The following is a 16,968-nucleotide window of genomic DNA, read 5'->3' as shown; positions in this document are numbered from 1 at the left end:
CTGAGGGCGTATCTGATGAGTCTTTCCGGACTGCTTGACCTTGTTGCCGCCGACCCGAAGCTGGCCGCCGTCCTGAAGCAGGGCGGCGATGTCTCCTTGGTCGCGCCGGCCGCGCTGCGCCCTTTCGGCGTCGCGGCGCTGGCCGAGCGCGAGCGGCGCACCGTGCTCGCCGTCACCGCGACGGGTCGTGAGGCCGAGGATCTGGCCTCGGCGCTCACGAGCCTCATCGAACCCGCCACCGTGGCGATCTTTCCCGCGTGGGAGACGCTGCCGCACGAGCGGCTGTCGCCGCGCAGCGACACCGTGGGACAGCGGCTGGCCGTCCTGCGCAGGCTGGCCCACCCGGTGTCGGGCGACCCCACCGCGGGCCCGCTGTCGGTGATCGTCGCGCCGATCCGCGCGGTGCTGCAGCCGATCGTCAAGGGCCTCGGCGACCTCGAGCCGATCAGGCTGCGCGCGGGCGACGACGCCGACCTGGACGACGTGGTCGACCGGCTGGTTCAGAACGGCTACGCCAGGGTCGACATGGTGGAGAAGCGCGGCGAGGTGGCCGTGCGCGGTGGCCTGCTCGATGTGTTCCCCCCGACGGAGGAGCACCCGCTGCGCCTGGAGTTCTGGGGCGACACGGTCGAGGAGATCCGCTGGTTCAAGGTGGCCGACCAGCGCTCGCTCGAGGTGGCCGACGACGGCCTGTTCGCGCCGCCGTGCCGCGAGCTGCTGCTGACCGCCGACGTGCGGGAGAAGGCGGCCGCGCTGGCGCATGAGCACCCCGCGCTGGCCGAGGTGCTCGACCAGCTGGCCGAGGGCATGCCGGTCGAGGGCATGGAGGCGTTCGCGCCCGTGCTGGCGGGCGAGATGGACCTGCTGATCGACCACCTGCCGGGGAACGCGGCGGTGTTCGTCTGCGACCCCGAGCGCATCAGGGGCAGGGCGGAGGAGCTGGTCAGGACCAGCCAGGAGTTCCTCGAGGCGTCGTGGATCAACGCGGCGGCGGGAGGCGAGGCGCCGATCGACCTCGACGCGGCCGCCTTCCGCACGCTCGATGAGGTCCGCGACCAGGCCGACTCGCTCGGCCTGCCGTGGTGGACGATGGCGCCCTTCGGCGAGGGCGTCGAGCTCGACGCGCACGACAGCGAGGCCTACAGGGGCGACACGCAGAAGGCCCTGGCCGACATCAAGGGCTGGCTGGGCGAGGAGAAGTCCGTGGTGCTGCTCAGCGAGGGCATGGGCCCCGCCGAGCGGATGGTCGAGCTGCTCAAGGGCGTGGACGTGCCCGCCCGCCTGTCGAGATACCTGGACACGGCGCCCGAGCCCAAGGTCGTGCACGTCAGCACCGGGCTGATCGAGCACGGCTTCGTCACGCCCGAGCTCGCCGTCCTCACCCATCTCGACCTGGTGGGGCAGAAGGCAAGCACCAAGGACATGCGCAGGCTGCCGAGCAGGCGGCGCAACATGGTCGACCCGCTCCAGCTCAGGGTGGGCGACCACGTCGTGCACGAGCAGCACGGAGTCGGCCGCTACGTCGAGATGGTCCAGCGCACCGTGCAGGGCGCCACCCGCGAGTACCTCGTCATCGAGTACGCCAAGGGCGACCGCCTCTACGTGCCGACCGACCAGCTCGACGAGGTCACCCGCTACGTCGGCGGCGAGGCGCCCACCCTCAACAGGATGGGCGGCACCGACTGGGCCAAGGCCAAGTCGAAGGCGAAGAAGGCGGTCAAGGAGATCGCGGGAGAGCTGATCCGCCTCTACAGCGCGCGGATGGCCAGCCCCGGGCACGCGTTCGCGCCCGACTCCCCCTGGCAGAGGGAGATGGAGGACGCCTTCCCCTACGCCGAGACGGGCGACCAGCTCGAGGCCATCGACGAGGTCAAGCGCGACATGGAGCGCGGCGTGCCGATGGACAGGCTCGTCTGCGGCGACGTCGGCTACGGCAAGACCGAGATCGCGGTGCGCGCGGCGTTCAAGGCCGTGCAGGACGGCAAGCAGGTCGCGGTGCTGGTGCCGACGACGCTGCTGGTGCAGCAGCACCTGTCGACCTTCAGCGAGCGCTTCTCCAGCTTCCCCGTCAAGGTGCGCCCCGTCTCCCGCTTCCAGACCGACGGCGAGGTGAAGGCGACGCTGGAGGGGCTCAGGTCGGGCGAGGTCGACCTGGTGATCGGCACGCACAGGCTGCTCAGCCCCGAGATCAGGTTCAAGGACCTCGGCCTGATCATCATCGACGAGGAGCAGCGCTTCGGCGTCGAGCACAAGGAGGCCATGAAGCACCTGCGCACCCAGGTCGACGTGCTGGCGATGTCGGCCACGCCGATCCCGCGCACGCTGGAGATGGGTCTGACCGGCATCCGCGAGATGTCGACGATCCTCACCCCTCCCGAGGAGCGTCACCCGATCCTGACCTTCGTCGGGCCGTACGACGAGAAGCAGCTCACCGCGGCGATCAGGCGCGAGCTGATGCGCGACGGGCAGATCTTCTTCGTCCACAACAGGGTGGCCTCGATCAACAGGGTCGCCGCGCGGATCAGGGAGCTGGTGCCCGAGGCGCGCATCGCGGTCGCCCACGGCCAGATGAACGAGCACCAGCTCGAGAAGATCATGGTCGGCTTCTGGGAGCGCGAGTACGACGTGCTCGTCTGCACCACGATCGTCGAGTCGGGTCTCGACGTGCCCAACGCCAACACGCTGATCGTCGACAGGGCGGACAACTACGGCCTGTCCCAGCTCCACCAGCTGCGCGGCAGGGTCGGGCGCGGTCGCGAGCGCGGCTACGCCTACTTCCTCTACCCGCCGGAGAAGCCGCTCACCGAGACCGCGCACGAGCGCCTCGCCACCATCGCGCAGCACACCGAGATGGGCGCGGGCATGTACGTCGCGATGAAGGACCTCGAGATCCGCGGCGCGGGCAACGTGCTGGGCGCCGAGCAGTCGGGCTTCATCGCGGGCGTCGGCTTCGACCTGTACGTCAGGCTCATGTCCGAGGCCGTGCAGGAGCAGAAGGCGAAGCTGTCGGGCGCGGCGGTCCAGGAGGAGCACCACGACGTCAAGGTCGAGCTGCCCATCAACGCGCACATCCCGCACGACTACGTCACCTCCGAGCGGCTGCGCCTCGAGGCGTACAAGCGCATCGCGGCCATCACCGCCGACGTCAACATCGACGAGGTGCGCGACGAGCTCACCGACAGGTACGGCAAGCCGCCCGTCGAGGTGGAGAACCTCCTGGAGGTCGCGCGCTTCCGCCTGAGGGCCCGCCAGGCGGGGCTGACCGACGTGACGCTCCAGGGGCAGAACATCAAGTTCGGCCCCGTCGAGCTGAAGGAGTCGCAGCAGGTCAGGCTCGACCGCCTGTACAAGAAGGCCCTCTACAAGGCGGCGGCGCAGACGCTGCTGGTCCCGGTGCCGAAGACCAAGCCGCTGGGCGGGGTGCCACTGCGCGACCTTGAACTGCTGAAATGGTGCTCGGACCTGGTCGAGGTCATGTTCCTGGAACCGGCGAGGGTAAAGTAAGCCGCGTTTCGTCGCGAAGGGATGCAAGGGTGAAGTCGATTCGAATGGCCGTCGCGGTCGCCGCGCTCGGAGTTGCGGTGAGCGCCTGTTCCTCGCCCGTCCAGGCCGGATCCGCGGCCGTCGTCGGTAACGAGCGCATCTCGGCCAGCGATCTGAACACGAACGTCAAGCAGCTCGAGAGCGCTCTGGCCAAGGCGCAGATCCCGCAGTCGCAGCTGGGCCTGCCCGTCACGCAGTACGCGCTGCTGCAGATGGTCAACGTCGTGCAGTTCAGGCAGCTCGCCTCCAAGGCGGGCGCCAAGGTCACCGACGGTGAGATCGACCAGCTCATCGCCTCGCAGGGCGGCCTGGCCGCGCTCGAGAAGCAGACCCTGGCCCAGGGCGTGCCGCCCGCCTACACCCGCGAGTGGCTCGGCACCTCGATCGCCATCAACAAGATGATGCAGCAGTACGGCGGCGGCACCGACGAGGCCGCCAGGCAGCGCGGTCAGCAGAAGCTGATCGAGCAGGCCTCCGCGATCAAGGTGACCTACAGCCCTCGCTACGGCACCTTCGACCCCCAGAAGGGCTTCGTCGACGCGGGCCGTTTCGGCAAGCCGACCTCCGCCGCCCAGGGCTGAGATGCCGCTCGTCGTCGTCACCACCTCGCCCAGGGTCGCGCCAGGCGTCCTCAGCCACCAGGCCTGGCGGACGCTGTCCTCGGGCAGGGTGCTGACCGCCTCGGCCGACCACCCGCAGCTGCCCTACCTGGCCGAGGCGGGCATCGAGGTCGAGGTGGTCACCGCCCCCGACCACGCCGCCCTGGTACGGCAGGCGGTCGACGACACGGTGGTCTGGCTGGCCACCGAGGACGAAGGCTTCATGCGGGCGGTCGGCCACGCGGCCCTCGCGCTCGACGACCCGCCGGTGATCGAGGTCGTCCCCGGCTCCTACGACCTGCCGGGCGCGCGCGTGCTCGACCTGGTCGCGGTGATGGACCGGCTCAGGACCGAGTGCCCATGGGATCGCAAGCAGACCCACGCCTCGCTGGTGCCGTACCTGATCGAGGAGGCCTACGAGGTCCAGCACGCGGTGGAGCAGGGCACCGGGCTGCGTGAGGAGCTCGGCGACGTGCTGCTCCAGGTCGCCTTCCACTCCAGGGTCGCCGACGACTTCGACATCGACGACGTGGCCGACGTGATCGTCGGCAAGCTGGTCCGCAGGCATCCGCACGTCTTCGGCGACGTGAGCGTCGAGAGCGCCGACGAGGTCAACACCAACTGGGAGGCCATCAAGGCCACCGAGCGGGCGGGCAAGGACCTGTTCGACGGCGTGCCGATGGGCCAGCCCGCGTTGTCGCTGGTGGCCCAGCTCATCCGCAGGGCCGAGGCCGCGGGCGCGCCCGAAGGCCTGGCGCACGCGGTCGGCCAGGGCGTGGCGAGAGAGCTGTTCGACCTGGTACGGCGGGCGCAGGAGGCGGGGCTCGACCCGGAGGCCGAGCTGCGGGGCGCCGCGCTGGCCTACAGGGCGCGCGTGGAGGCCTGGGAATCGCGCTGACGGCGGCACGACCGTCGTCGCGGCGGCGCACGCGGAGGAGCCTCGATGGCGTGCCGGCTGGTAGGGCTCGATAGGCTCGTATGGCAAACCGCCCTTCGACTCTAGGAGCGCCTGACGTGGCTTCCATCGAGGCCGTTTCCGCCCGCGAGATCCTCGACTCCCGGGGCAACCCGACAGTCGAGGTCGAGGTCCTCCTCGACGACAACAGCACAGGCCGCGCAGCGGTCCCCAGCGGCGCCTCCACCGGCGCGTTCGAGGCCGTGGAGCTCCGCGACGGCGACGAGCGCTACGGCGGCAAGGGCGTCGAGAAGGCCGTGCTGGGCGTCACCGACGAGATCGCCGACGAGATCCTCGGCATCGACGCCGACGAGCAGCGGATCATCGACCAGATCATGATCGACCTGGACGGCACGCCCAACAAGGCCAAGCTCGGCGCCAACGCCATCCTCGGCGTCTCGCTGGCCGTGGCCAAGGCCGCCGCCGACAGCGCCGACCTGCCGCTCTTCCGCTACCTCGGCGGCCCCAACGCCCACGTGCTGCCGGTGCCGATGATGAACATCCTCAACGGCGGCGCCCACGCCGACACGAACGTGGACATCCAGGAGTTCATGATCGCGCCGATCGGGGCCGACACGTTCCGCGAGGCCGTGCGCATGGGCACCGAGGTCTACCACGCCCTGAAGGCGGTGCTGAAGGAGAAGGGCTACGCGACGGGCCTGGGCGACGAGGGCGGCTTCGCGCCCAACCTGCCCTCCAACCGCGACGCGCTCGACCTGATCCTCGTGGCCATCGAGAAGGCGGGCTACACGCCGGGCGAGGACGTCGCTCTGGCCCTCGACGTCGCCGCCTCCGAGTTCCACAACGACGGCGTCTACACCATCGACGGCAAGGGCCTGTCGGCCGACGAGCTGATCGCCTTCTACGCCGACCTGGTCGCCTCCTACCCGCTGGTCTCCATCGAGGACCCGCTCGACGAGAGCGACTGGGAGGGCTGGAACAAGATCACCAAGTCGCTGGGCGACAAGGTCCAGCTCGTCGGCGACGACCTGTTCGTCACCAACCCCGAGCGCCTGCAGCGCGGCATCGACGAGGGCACCGCCAACGCGCTGCTCGTCAAGGTCAACCAGATCGGCACGCTGACCGAGACGCTCGACGCGGTCGACCTGGCCCACCGCAACGGCTACCGCTGCATGATGAGCCACCGCTCGGGCGAGACCGAGGACACCACGATCGCCGACCTGGCCGTGGCGACCAACTGCGGTCAGATCAAGACCGGCGCGCCCGCGAGGTCCGACCGGGTCGCCAAGTACAACCAGCTGCTCCGCATCGAGGAAATGCTCGACGACGCCGCGCGTTACGCGGGTCGCGCGGCTTTCCCCCGCTTCCGGCGCTAGTTTCTTGTACGGCCCCGCGTCAGGTCGAGGGGGCCCTTCCCCGACACCTGACACGGGGCCGCCAGGACGGGTTCGCGAACCCGCACCGGGCCACGCGGGCACTCCTGCGGCACGGTGGGGCGCAGTGAGGCGGAGGGAGCATCCATGGCGAAACGACCGCAGTTGACGGGAAGGGCCGCGATCCTCGCGGTGGTCGTGTGCGCGATCGCCATGAGCCTCGCCTACCCTGTGCGCGAGTACGTCGCCCAGCGGCGGGCGATCTCCCAGCTCGAGGCCGACAAGGCCAAGGAGCAGGAGGAGCAGCGCAAGCTGACCGAGCGGCAGAAGCAGTTGCATGACCCCAACTACCAGAAGCGTGAGGCCAGGCGCAGGCTGCACTACTGCGGCGCGGGCGAGAAGTGCTACATGGTCGCCGACAAGGAGGCCAAGCGCGCCCAGGCGAGCACACGGCAGCAGCCGACCACCACGCCGCCCTGGTACGAGACGCTGTGGGAGTCGGTCGAGGCGGCCGACACAGGCAAGGGCGTCAAGGCCTCCACCGCGCCTGCCGCAGGAGAGAAGAAGGACGATGGAAAGCCATGACATCGCGGCGGTCGAGCAGCAGCTCGGCCGTCCGCCGCGGGGCCTGCGCGGGGTCGCGCACCGCTGCCCCTGCGGCAACCCCGACGTGGTCGAGACGGCGCCCAGGCTGCCCGACGGCACCCCGTTTCCCACGCTCTACTACCTGACCTGTCCCAAGGCCGCCTCCGCGATCGGCACGCTCGAGGGCTCCGGCCTGATGAAGGAGATGCAGGCCAGGCTCGCCGACGATCCCGAGCTGGCCGCCGCCTACCAGGCCGCCCACGACGACTACGTCGCCGGCCGCGACAAGGCCGCCGTGGAGGAGGGCATGGAACCGCTGCCGCGCGACATGCAGAGCACCGGCGGCATGCCGCTCAGGGTGAAGTGCCTGCACGCGCTGGTGGCGCACGAGCTGGCCGCGCCGGGCGCCAACCCGTTCGGCGCCGAGGCGCTCGAACGGCTGCCGAAGTGGTGGGCCGACGGGCCCTGCGTGCGGGTCTCCGACGAGCAGGGCGCGCCCGCCACGGGTGCGGAGGAGGAGGCCGGATGACCCGCGTGGCGGCCGTCGACTGCGGCACCAACTCCGTCCGCCTCCTGGTCGCCGACGTCGACGGCGACAGGCCGGCCGACGTCGAGCGCCGCATGGAGATCGTCAGGCTCGGCCAGGACGTCGACAGGACGGGACGACTGGCGCCCGAGGCGCTGGAGCGCACGTTCGCCGCGATGCGCGAGTACCGCAAGCTGATCGACCTGCACGGCGCGACGGCCACCAGGGTCGTGGCCACGAGCGCCACCCGCGACGCCGCCAACAGGCAGGAGTTCGTCGACGGGGTGCGCGAGATCTTCGGCGTGGAGCCCGAGGTCGTCTCAGGCGCCGAGGAGGCCGAGCTCTCCTTCACGGGGGCGACCAAGGGGCTGCTTCACCTGTCGGCCGAGACCGGGGTGCCCCAGGGGCCGTATCCGCCGTACCTGGTGGTCGACATCGGCGGCGGTTCCACCGAGTTCGTGGTCGGCTCGGAGTCGGTCGAGGGCGCGCTGTCGGTCGACATCGGCTGCGTCAGGCTGACCGAGCGCCACCTGCGCGACGCGGGCGACCCGCCGGATGCCGCGGCCCTCGAACGGGTGGTGGCCGACATCGAGGCGGCGCTCGACAGGGTCGAGGCGGAGGTTCCCGTACGCCGGGCGCGCACGCTGGTCGGTCTCGCGGGATCGGTCACGACGATCGCGGGCATCGCGCTCGATCTGCCCGCTTACGATCCGGAGCGGATTCATCACTCGATTCTTTCCGCGCAACAGGTTCATGATGTGACGCGCCGCCTTCTCGCCATGACCCATGGTGAGCGCGCGGCCGTCCCTGTGATGCATCCTGGCCGGGTCGACGTCATTGGCGCGGGGGCGCTGATTCTCGACCGCATCGTCAGGCGTTTCGCGTTTCCGCAGGTCGTCGTGAGCGAACACGACATTCTGGACGGAATCGCCTACTCCATCTCCTGAAATTTCCGCGATTTGGGACATTCGGCCCCTTTGGCGTGTGTTGAGAGTGCATTCTGTTCTGTGATTAGGTAAAGGGGCTTTACGGGGGCTTTGCCATATGGTCCGGCACAGGATGGTGCCGGCGTGGCGACCGTTCCCGAGCGCGTCTTTTCCCTCACGGAATGGAGCACTCTCACATGAAGTCCTCAGGACTGGCCCGCAGAGTGGCCGCCTTCGGCGCCACGTCCGCGGTGCTGGCCGCCATGGTCACGGGGTTGGCCGCCGCTCCGGCACAAGCGGCGACCACGGCCACGGCAGGCACGGCCTCGACGGCCGGCGCCAAGAGCACGGGCAAGCCCTCCATCGCGATCACGACGCCCAAGGCGTCCGTGCGCAACTACGAGGGTTCGTGTCCGGCCACGGTCAACTTCTCCGCGACGATCGGCGTCAAGCTCAAGGGCAAGACGACGGTCGCGTGGCGTTGGCTGCACGGCGACGGTTCCAAGAGCAAGGTCCAGACCAAGAAGGTCTCGGGCAACGGCGTGAAGAAGATCAACGTCCGTCAGTCCCTGACCTTCAAGGGCAACGTCAAGGGCTGGGAGGCCCTTGAGGTCCTCGGTCCGAAGAACGTGAAGTCGAAGAAGAGCTACTTCTCGGTCACGTGTGAAGACAAGGGCAACGACGACGGCGGCCTGCGCGAGGCCGACTACGACAAGGTGTCCGCCCGCGCGTGGGCGCACCCGGACGAGTACGTCGGTCCCTGCACCCCCGGTGACAAGATCGACTTCACCGGTGTGATCAGGGTCAACAGCCCTCGCTGGGTTCACTACCGTTGGATCCTCAACGGTGACGTCGTCGACGGCGGCAAGGTCAAGGTCTGGAACTCGCGGAAGGTCGGCTTCGGCTTCTCCCCGCGCTCCAGCCACCGTGGCTGGGCGGTCCTCGAGACCCTCGGCCGTGGCGCGACCGAGTCCAACCGCGTCGGCTACAAGGTGTGGTGCAAGGGTGACGGCGGCCACCACGAGACCAAGGTCTCGGTGTCCACTCCCACCACCGGCACCAACCACAACACCTGCGCCGTCGGCGCCAACGCCACCATCTCCTCGAACGGCCGCGGCCGCGTCGAGTACGTGTGGTCGGTGAACGGCAAGGTCGTCGACAGCGGCTCCACCTACTTCGGTGGTGCGGGCAGCAAGTCGGTCGAGCTGAACGAGCAGTCGCTGAGCGGTGACGCCGCCAAGGGCGGCACCGTGTCGATCGCGATCTCGGGTCCGAACAACCGTGACTCGGCCTCGCAGTCGTACGCGGCCTGCAACAAGCCGGAGCCCGGCGCGACCTCGGTGAAGGTCAGCGTCTCGGCTGTGCACGACCAGAGCACCTGCAAGGACGGCAAGGGCTCGACGATCAACGCCACCGCGACCATCACGGTCAACGGCGCGGCGAAGAACGTCGTCGTCCAGCTGTGGAGCGAGGTGGGCGGCTTCTCGAAGAACGTCACCCTCGACTTCGACAAGGCGGGCAGCCAGACCGTGTCCTACAGCCTCCCGGCTGCGGGCACCAACGGCATCCACGCCAAGGCGACCCTCGCGGGTGGCGCGTCGGACAGCAGCCTGGCCACCTACGGTGACCACTGCCCCGCTGCCGAGAAGGAAGCCCCTGCGGGCGCCTGATCGGGTGAACTGAGGCCGGGCGGCACCGTCATGGTGCCGCCCGGTTTTCTGTTGCCACTACTGTGCATTGCGCAGTAGTGTGCTTCGCGTGGATAGCACCCAGCTTCTCAAGGGCGTGCTCGATCTCGCGGTCCTGGCTGTCCTCGACGAGCGCGACGGCTACGGCTACGACGTCGTCCGGCGCCTGAGGGAGGCGGGTCTCGAGGACGTGGGCGACGCGTCCGTCTACGGCACGCTGCGCCGCCTGTTCAAGGCGGGCGCGCTGACCTCCTACGTGGTGGCCTCGGACGAGGGGCCGCATCGCAAGTACTACGGCCTCAACGACGTCGGCCGCGACCAACTGGCCGCCTCGGCCGCGACCTGGACCGCCTTCGCCGCCACCATGGCCGATCTGCTCAAGGAGAGGCACCCGTCATGACCGCCGAACAGTACGCGCAGGCCGTACGAGAGGCTCTGGCCGATCATCCGTACAGGGACGAGCTGTTGGAGGACCTCGACGACCACCTCGCAGAGGTGGCCGCGGAGTCCGAGGTGCCGCTGGAGGAGCGGCTGGGACCGCCCGAGGCCTACGCCGCCGAGCTGGGCGCGGCCTACGGCGACAGGCCGCAGGAGCGGCGCACGAGGTTCCGTCTGGGGGCGGCGCGGGCCTCTCTGGCGGGCCACCCGGCCTTCGGGCAGCTCGCTGCCTTCCTGCCCGAGCTCAGACCGGGGTGGTGGGTACTGCGCGGATACGCCCTGGCCATGCTGCTGATCTCGGCGGCGGGCGACGCGCAGCTGGTGCCCGACGCCCTGGGTGAGTTCGCGCTGGTCGCGGGGGTGATCTGGCTGTCGGTGGTCCTGGGCAGGATGCCAAGGGGTCGCTGGCTGCGGATCACCTCCGCGCTGGCCTCGGGCTTCGCGGTGCTCGCGCTGATGCTCGGCTTCCTCGGCGCGCAGTCGTTGAGCAGGAGCTCCGACCCGTCCCCGCTCGCCTACCAGGAGCCCGTGACGGTCGACATGATGGCCTCCGTCGGCGAGATCTCCAACATCAGGCCCTACGCCAAGGACGGCACGCCGCTGAGCGACGTCTACCTCTACGACCAGGACGGCAGGCCCGTCACCACGAACCCGGAGATGTTCGGCTACACCGTGGACCGCTCGTGCGGCGAGCCTGTGCTGAACCGGTACCCGCTGCCCCTGCGGCTCGAATCGTCCTCGCCCGAGTCCACGCAGGCCCCCGCGGCCTGCCCCACGGTCTCACCCACCGCCGCTCCCAGCGCCACCCCGGAAGTGACGCCCACGGAGGCTCCCACCGCCACCTCCAGGCCGGAATCCGAGTAATCGGTTACTCAAGCCCCTCGGCCGGCGCCGGTGTTCTCTGGAGGCTCGGAACCCGGCACAGGAAGGGGACAGCGATGCGCTGGGCACGGATGGTGGGGGCGCTCACGTCCGACCACAGGGTGACCTTCGACGGGGTCGTCCGCGTCACCGACGGCCCCGCGACCGTGCGCTACCGATGGCGCCTGGACGGCAGGACCGTGGACGACGGCTCGGTACGGGTGCGCCGGAGCGAGCGTCTGCGCCACGTCCTCAGGCCGACGGCGTCGGGCAGCGGCACGATGACGCTGGAGATCTGGGGGCCCAACCGCGACGCCGACCGGGTGCGCTACAGGGTGACGTGCGCGTCGGCGGCTCCCGTGGCGGGGGTCGAGAGCGTGCGGGTCGAACCGGCCGGCCACAACGGGCCGTGCCCGGAGGGGGAGAACGGCTATTACTGGCTCACGGCGAGGGCGACGATCAAGGTGAGCGCTGCCACGACCGTGGCCTACCGGTGGAACTGGTCCACCCCTGGCCACTTCGACGCGCCGGCCGAGACCTTCAGTGGCCCCGGGGAGCGCGAGGTGTCGCACAGGTTCGGTGTCACCGCCACGCCGGGCGCGGTGACGAACGCGAGGGTGTGGGTGGAGATCTCCAGTCCGAACACCGCCAGGTCGGCCGAGGTTCCGTACTCCATCACCTGCACCTGATCGGGCACTATCGGTGCCATGAGCTACGTACCTCCCGGCATCGGCTGGCCTGACGACCCCGCGGCTCCCGACACCCCCGTGGCGCACTCGGCCGAGGGGGTGAGGGAGCTCGCGGCCGCCAGCCGTACGCTCGGTGAGCTGACGGCCCGCGAGTCGGTCTGCAGGGCCTGCCCACGCCTGGTGGAGTGGCGCGAGGAGGTCGCGACGGTCAGGCGGCGGGCCTTCGCGGAGGAGACCTACTGGGGAAGGCCCGTCGCGGGCTGGGGCGAGGAGAGCCCCCGCCTGCTGATCGTGGGCCTGGCGCCCGCCGCGCACGGAGGCAACAGGACGGGACGCATCTTCACAGGAGACCGCAGCGGCGACTGGCTGTTCGCCTCGCTGTACCGCACGGGGTTCGCCGTCCAGGAGACCAGCGTCCACGCCGGCGACGGGCAGAGGCTGGTCGGCGCGCGGATGCTGGCCTCCGTGCGCTGCGCGCCACCGGCCAACAAGCCGCTGCCGGAGGAGAAGGCCGCCTGCTACCCGTGGCTCCAGCGAGAGATCGAACTCGTCGCCGACAGCGTGCGCGTGGTGGTGGCCCTGGGCGGCTACGCCTGGCAGGCCATGTGGCCCGCGCTGAAGGACGCGGGGTACGGCCTGCCGCGCAGCAGGCCGCCGTTCGGGCACGGCGTGGAGGTCCCCGTGGCGTACGGCGAGAGCCAGGTCACGCTGATCGGCTGCTACCACCCGAGCCAGCAGAACACGTTCACCGGGAGGGTCACCGCCCAGATGCTGGACGACATATTCCATAGAGCGGCAAATATCGCTAAATAGCCCGTAAAGCGCCCTTTGGGGCATTTTAGTGTGGGCAGACTCACTGGGAAGGGATTGGCCTTGCCGTGGGTCGCGGGCATATGCTTGTGAATAGTTTCACAAGCGTGACCACGAGGATGGGACCTCAGGTGAACAAGCACATCGTGATCGTCGGCGGCGGGTACGTCGGGATGTACACCGCCCTGCGTCTGCAGCGCAAGCTCGGCAAGGAGCTGCGCAACCGCAGCGTGCGCATCACCGTCATCGACCCCAACTCCTACATGACCTACCAGCCCTTCCTCCCCGAGGCGGCGGCCGGCAACCTGTCGCCCCGGCACGTCGTGGCGCCGCTGCGCAGGGTTCTCCCCAAGGCCACGATCCTCAACGGCATGGTGACCAAGGTCGACCACGCGAACAAGAAGGTCACCTTCGTCCCCGGCGAGGGCGAGCCGCGAGAGATCCCCTACGACCTGCTCGTGATGGCGGCGGGCTCGATCTCGCGCACCCTGCCCATCCCCGGCCTGACCGACATCGGCATCGGCTTCAAGACCGTCGGCGAGGCCATCGCCCTGCGCAACAGGGTGCTGCACCAGCTCGACGTCGCCGAGTCCACCGACGACGTCGAGGTCCGCAGGCGGGCGCTCACCTTCGTGGTGGTCGGCGCCGGATTCGCGGGCGTCGAGGCTCTGGCCGAGCTGGAGGACATGGCCAAGGACTCCACCCGCTACTACCGCAACATCAAGCCCTCGGACGTGCGCTGGGTCCTGGTCGAGGCGACCAACAGGGTGCTGCCCGAGGTCGGCCCTGAGATGGGGAAGTGGACGCTGGAGCAGCTGCGCGAGCGCGGCATCGAGGTCAAGCTCGACACGCGTCTCGAGTCGGCCACCGGCGGCCACGTGGTGCTGTCCGACGGCACCGAGTTCGACGCCGAGACCCTCGTCTGGACGGCGGGCGTGAAGCCGAGCCCCGTGGTGACCGAAGGCGACCTGCCGCTCGACGAGCGCGGCCGGATCAAGACCACCACCCAGCTGACCGTCGCGGGCACGAAGGACGCCTTCGCGGCGGGAGACCTGGCAGGCGTCCCCGACGTCACCAACCCCGGTCAGTACTGCGCGCCCAACGCCCAGCACGCCGTACGGCAGGCGAAGGTCCTGGGCGACAACATCGTCCGCACGCTCCACGGGCAGCAACTGGTCGAATACCGGCACAAGTACGTCGGATCGGTCGCGGGACTCGGCCTTCACCAGGGCGTGGCGAACGTCTACGGGGTCAAGCTTCGCGGATTGGCTGCGTGGTTCATGCACCGCACATACCATCTGTCCCGGGTGCCGACGCTGAACCGCAAGGTCCGCGTCGTCGCGGACTGGACGCTGGCGCTGTTCTTCAAGCGGGAGACCGTGTCTCTCGGCGAGATGGAGCACCCGCGCGACGAGTTCAGGGCGGCGGTCGCGAGCAACCGCCGCTGACGCTTCGGGACCCTCCTTCCGCGCGCGAGGAGAAGGGGGAGATCCAGGGGTGGGGCTCTCTGCTGTGACCGTGCTCGGCACCGACCGGCCAGGCGTGATAGCCGAGGTGGCCGGTTCGCTGGCCGACTGCGGCGTCAACATCCAGGACTCGACCATGACGCTGCTCGGCGGGCACGTCGCGATGATGCTCCTCGTCGCGGGCGATCTGTCCGCCGAGCAGTTGCGTGAGCGGATGCAGGTCGGCGAGCTGGTCGTCACGGCGGCCGCCGTCGAGGGGCGCCGCGACCCCTGCGGGGCGGGCACCGGTCTCGGCTATGTGCTCACCCTGCACGGGCCGGACAGGCCCGGCATCATCTCGTCCGTCTCCCGCGTGCTCGCCTCGGTCGGCGGCAACATCACCGGGATGAGCACCACGCTGAGCGGCCGCCTCTACGTGCTCATCGCCGACGTCGACCTGCCCGCCTCCGTCGACGTGGCCGACCTCATGCGCCGGCTGGCCGTCGTCGGGGCCGGGCTCGGCTCGGAGATCACCTTCCGCCCCTGCGAATCGGACCTGCTGTGAGCGGGGTCCCTCGCGACGTGCTCGGCGCGCCGCACCCCGTGCTGTCCGCCTCCGCCGAACCGGTGGATCCGACCGATCCCTTCGTCGTCTCCGCCGCCGCCGACCTGCTGGCCACCCTGCGCGAGGCCGGCATGCTCACGGGGCTGGCCGCGCCCCAGGTCGGGCTGAGCTGGCGGCTGATCGCCTTCGACGCGGGCCGCCACCCGCGCAGCCGGTCGAGCGCGGGCGCGCTCGCGCTGGTCAACCCCCGCCTGGCCGAGGCCTCTCACTGGCGCGTGGGCAGGGAGGGCTGCCTGTCGGTGCGCGGCCTGTTCGCCGAGGTGCCGCGAGCCGCCCAGATCACGGTGTGCGGCCAGCTGCCCGGCAGCGGCGAACCCGTCACCATCGAGGCCGACGCCTTCGAGGCCCGGTGCATCCAGCACCAACTGGACCATCTGGACGGTGTGCTCTTCCTGGACAGAGTGTCCGGAGCGCGGGCACTTCACCACAGATCTCACTCTTGTTACGCCTGATACAAAGTTGTGCTCCTCGTGAGCATGGTCCGTTTCGTATGATTGCGGCGCCCCCGTGGCCCAATGGCAGAGGCAAACCCCTTAAAAGGGTTGACGTGCGGGTTCGAATCCCGCCGGGGGCACCGCTAATTTATATCCAATTTACCCCCCTGACCTGGCGTTTCTTCTTGACGCTCGGTCAGGGGGCCGCAGGCGGGGCGCCGAAGGGCCTCCCGGCGGCGACCGGCCGCGACGAAGGCGCTCGTCCGGCCAGGTGGACGCCCTTGACTGGACCCATTCACCGAGGTTTATGCGGGTTGTCCCGAATGGGGTTATGTGACCCGCTTAAAGGCCTCTGAACCCCCACACCATTGCGCCACGTTTTGTCAAGGTGATGGGCGTAGAAACTTGTCGGGAAGCGCTCTCCGCGCGCTCGCGCGGAACGAATCGCGTGACCAGATAGTCGCGCACCGCAGCCGCGTCGGGCAGCGTGATCAGCGGAGCGTCCCACCGCTCCACCTCCACCCTCTCGAACACCGCCGCCACCAGCTCCGGCGCCTCCTCGGCGTCGAACGTCGTGCGGGAGGGCCGCCACACCTCCGCCAGCTCGGGGGAGTCGGCTCGGCTGGGCGTCGCGGCCACGAACATGCCGCCGGGCGCCAGCACGCGCCTCGCCTCACGGAGCGCCTCCAGCGGGTCGGGCAGGTGGTAGAGCATGTTCACCGCCACCGCGGCGCCGAAGGAGCCGTCGGCGAAGGGCAGCGCCGTGGCCTCGCCCATGAGCCGGGGCGCGGGATGCTCGCGGAGCAGGGTGAGGGCGGCGTCGACGCCCACGACCTGGGGCAGCTCGGCGCGGAGCGCGCCGTCCGCGCAGCCGATGTCGAGAACGCGCGGCACGTGCCTCAAGCGCTCGGCCAGGAGGGCGTAGAGCGACGTGCCACCGGTCAGATGACGGGCGGTGAGCCCCGCGCCGACCCTGAACCTGCCGGGGTCGGTGTCGTAGTCACGTGGAGTGCTCATCCAGCCATTCCCTCCGGTACGGCCCGCGCCCTTCCCGCGACCACAGGGAACACCTTCGCCGTGGCCGGTGTCCACAGGATTGCCCGGGGCGCCTGGCCTCGACGAAGGCGGGGGCGGGGCGCCTGCCGTACGAACTGCCGGGAAGAGATGTGGGGGCCCGCGTGAGAGACGCGGTCAGGGGGCATCAGATCGATGGGCGGCACCACGGGCGCGCCCCAGGCGGCGAGAGAGGAGGCGACGGAGACCTTCCGTACGAGCGCCACACCGGCCGGCCCACCGACATCACGGTGGCGGCCCCGGCCACCGCATAGTGTGGGGAGCGTGAAGCACCGCAGGGTCCCTGACCTGCAGACCGTGCCTGCCGGCGAGCTCGGCGACCAGCCGGGAACCCGCATGGCATCTCGTTCGTTGAGATCGCTGCGGAAGTCTCGAATGTACATAGATCCCAGCGTGACTTGGCCTGTGTGACAGCCGGTCCAATACTCTGATCACA

The 16,968-nt window shown here is 69.8% G+C and carries 16 protein-coding genes and 1 tRNA gene; 16 read left to right on the top strand and 1 reads right to left on the bottom strand.

The window, feature by feature from the left end; translation table 11 throughout:
• Window positions 1-15: 15 nt before the first annotated feature.
• The 16 genes from mfd to ABFX50_RS10265 all read left to right on the top strand — a co-directional run bounded on the left by mfd (window position 16) and on the right by ABFX50_RS10265 (window position 15,598).
• A complete protein-coding gene (gene mfd / locus ABFX50_RS10340) occupies window positions 16-3,504 on the top strand; it encodes a transcription-repair coupling factor (protein WP_346145338.1) in 3,489 nt (1,162 codons plus the stop codon).
• A gap of 29 nt (window positions 3,505-3,533) precedes the next feature.
• Window positions 3,534-4,124, top strand: a complete 591-nt coding sequence (locus ABFX50_RS10335) for a SurA N-terminal domain-containing protein (protein ID WP_346145335.1) — start codon at window positions 3,534-3,536, stop codon at window positions 4,122-4,124.
• A gap of 1 nt (window position 4,125) precedes the next feature.
• The gene (locus ABFX50_RS10330) at window positions 4,126-5,040 is read left to right on the top strand and encodes a nucleoside triphosphate pyrophosphohydrolase (protein ID WP_346145333.1); all 915 of its coding nucleotides are present in this window, start codon (window positions 4,126-4,128) and stop codon (window positions 5,038-5,040) included.
• A gap of 116 nt (window positions 5,041-5,156) precedes the next feature.
• Complete coding sequence (gene eno, locus ABFX50_RS10325; RefSeq protein ID WP_183655142.1) at window positions 5,157-6,434, top strand: phosphopyruvate hydratase; 1,278 nt, start codon at window positions 5,157-5,159, stop codon at window positions 6,432-6,434.
• 144 nt (window positions 6,435-6,578) lie between these two features.
• Entirely contained in the window at window positions 6,579-7,016 is a 438-nt protein-coding gene (locus tag ABFX50_RS10320; RefSeq protein ID WP_346128826.1) for an FtsB family cell division protein, read from the top strand.
• Complete coding sequence (locus ABFX50_RS10315; protein ID WP_346145330.1) at window positions 7,003-7,545, top strand: DUF501 domain-containing protein; 543 nt, start codon at window positions 7,003-7,005, stop codon at window positions 7,543-7,545. The genes ABFX50_RS10320 and ABFX50_RS10315 overlap by 14 nt, the downstream gene beginning before the upstream one ends.
• A complete protein-coding gene (locus tag ABFX50_RS10310; protein ID WP_346145328.1) occupies window positions 7,542-8,489 on the top strand; it encodes a Ppx/GppA phosphatase family protein in 948 nt (315 codons plus the stop codon). The genes ABFX50_RS10315 and ABFX50_RS10310 overlap by 4 nt, the downstream gene beginning before the upstream one ends.
• Window positions 8,490-8,665: 176 nt before the next feature.
• A complete protein-coding gene (locus tag ABFX50_RS10305) occupies window positions 8,666-10,138 on the top strand; it encodes a hypothetical protein (protein WP_346145326.1) in 1,473 nt (490 codons plus the stop codon).
• Window positions 10,139-10,226: 88 nt separating this feature from the next.
• Window positions 10,227-10,556 carry a PadR family transcriptional regulator gene (locus ABFX50_RS10300; protein WP_346128832.1) on the top strand — a complete coding sequence of 110 codons (330 nt, stop codon included), beginning with the start codon at window positions 10,227-10,229 and terminating at the stop codon, window positions 10,554-10,556.
• The gene (locus tag ABFX50_RS10295; RefSeq protein ID WP_346145323.1) at window positions 10,553-11,458 is read left to right on the top strand and encodes a DUF1700 domain-containing protein; all 906 of its coding nucleotides are present in this window, start codon (window positions 10,553-10,555) and stop codon (window positions 11,456-11,458) included. Before ABFX50_RS10300 ends, ABFX50_RS10295 begins: the two co-directional genes overlap by 4 nt.
• A gap of 74 nt (window positions 11,459-11,532) precedes the next feature.
• A complete protein-coding gene (locus ABFX50_RS10290; RefSeq protein ID WP_346145321.1) occupies window positions 11,533-12,144 on the top strand; it encodes a hypothetical protein in 612 nt (203 codons plus the stop codon).
• Window positions 12,145-12,162: 18 nt separating this feature from the next.
• The gene (locus ABFX50_RS10285) at window positions 12,163-12,957 is read left to right on the top strand and encodes a uracil-DNA glycosylase (RefSeq protein ID WP_346145319.1); all 795 of its coding nucleotides are present in this window, start codon (window positions 12,163-12,165) and stop codon (window positions 12,955-12,957) included.
• 128 nt (window positions 12,958-13,085) lie between these two features.
• Window positions 13,086-14,402: an NAD(P)/FAD-dependent oxidoreductase gene (locus ABFX50_RS10280; protein ID WP_428834689.1), complete on the top strand. Its 1,317-nt coding sequence runs from the start codon at window positions 13,086-13,088 to the stop codon at window positions 14,400-14,402.
• Window positions 14,403-14,451: 49 nt separating this feature from the next.
• Window positions 14,452-14,964, top strand: a complete 513-nt coding sequence (locus ABFX50_RS10275; protein WP_183655168.1) for an ACT domain-containing protein — start codon at window positions 14,452-14,454, stop codon at window positions 14,962-14,964.
• Window positions 14,961-15,476 (top strand): peptide deformylase, encoded by a 516-nt coding sequence (gene def, locus ABFX50_RS10270; RefSeq protein WP_221241320.1) that lies wholly within the window; start codon window positions 14,961-14,963, stop codon window positions 15,474-15,476. Before ABFX50_RS10275 ends, def begins: the two co-directional genes overlap by 4 nt.
• 49 nt (window positions 15,477-15,525) lie before the next feature.
• Window positions 15,526-15,598 (top strand) — tRNA-Leu (locus tag ABFX50_RS10265).
• Between the two features lie 202 nt (window positions 15,599-15,800).
• Here the strand turns inward: ABFX50_RS10265 and ABFX50_RS10260 are convergent.
• Window positions 15,801-16,475, bottom strand: a complete 675-nt coding sequence (locus tag ABFX50_RS10260; RefSeq protein ID WP_346145316.1) for a class I SAM-dependent methyltransferase — start codon at window positions 16,473-16,475, stop codon at window positions 15,801-15,803.
• Window positions 16,476-16,968: the final 493 nt, after the last annotated feature.

The sequence above is a fragment of the Nonomuraea recticatena genome (assembly GCF_039533245.1).
Lineage (GTDB): Bacteria > Actinomycetota > Actinomycetes > Streptosporangiales > Streptosporangiaceae > Nonomuraea > Nonomuraea roseola.
This window is presented reverse-complemented; position numbering and strand designations above follow the sequence as displayed.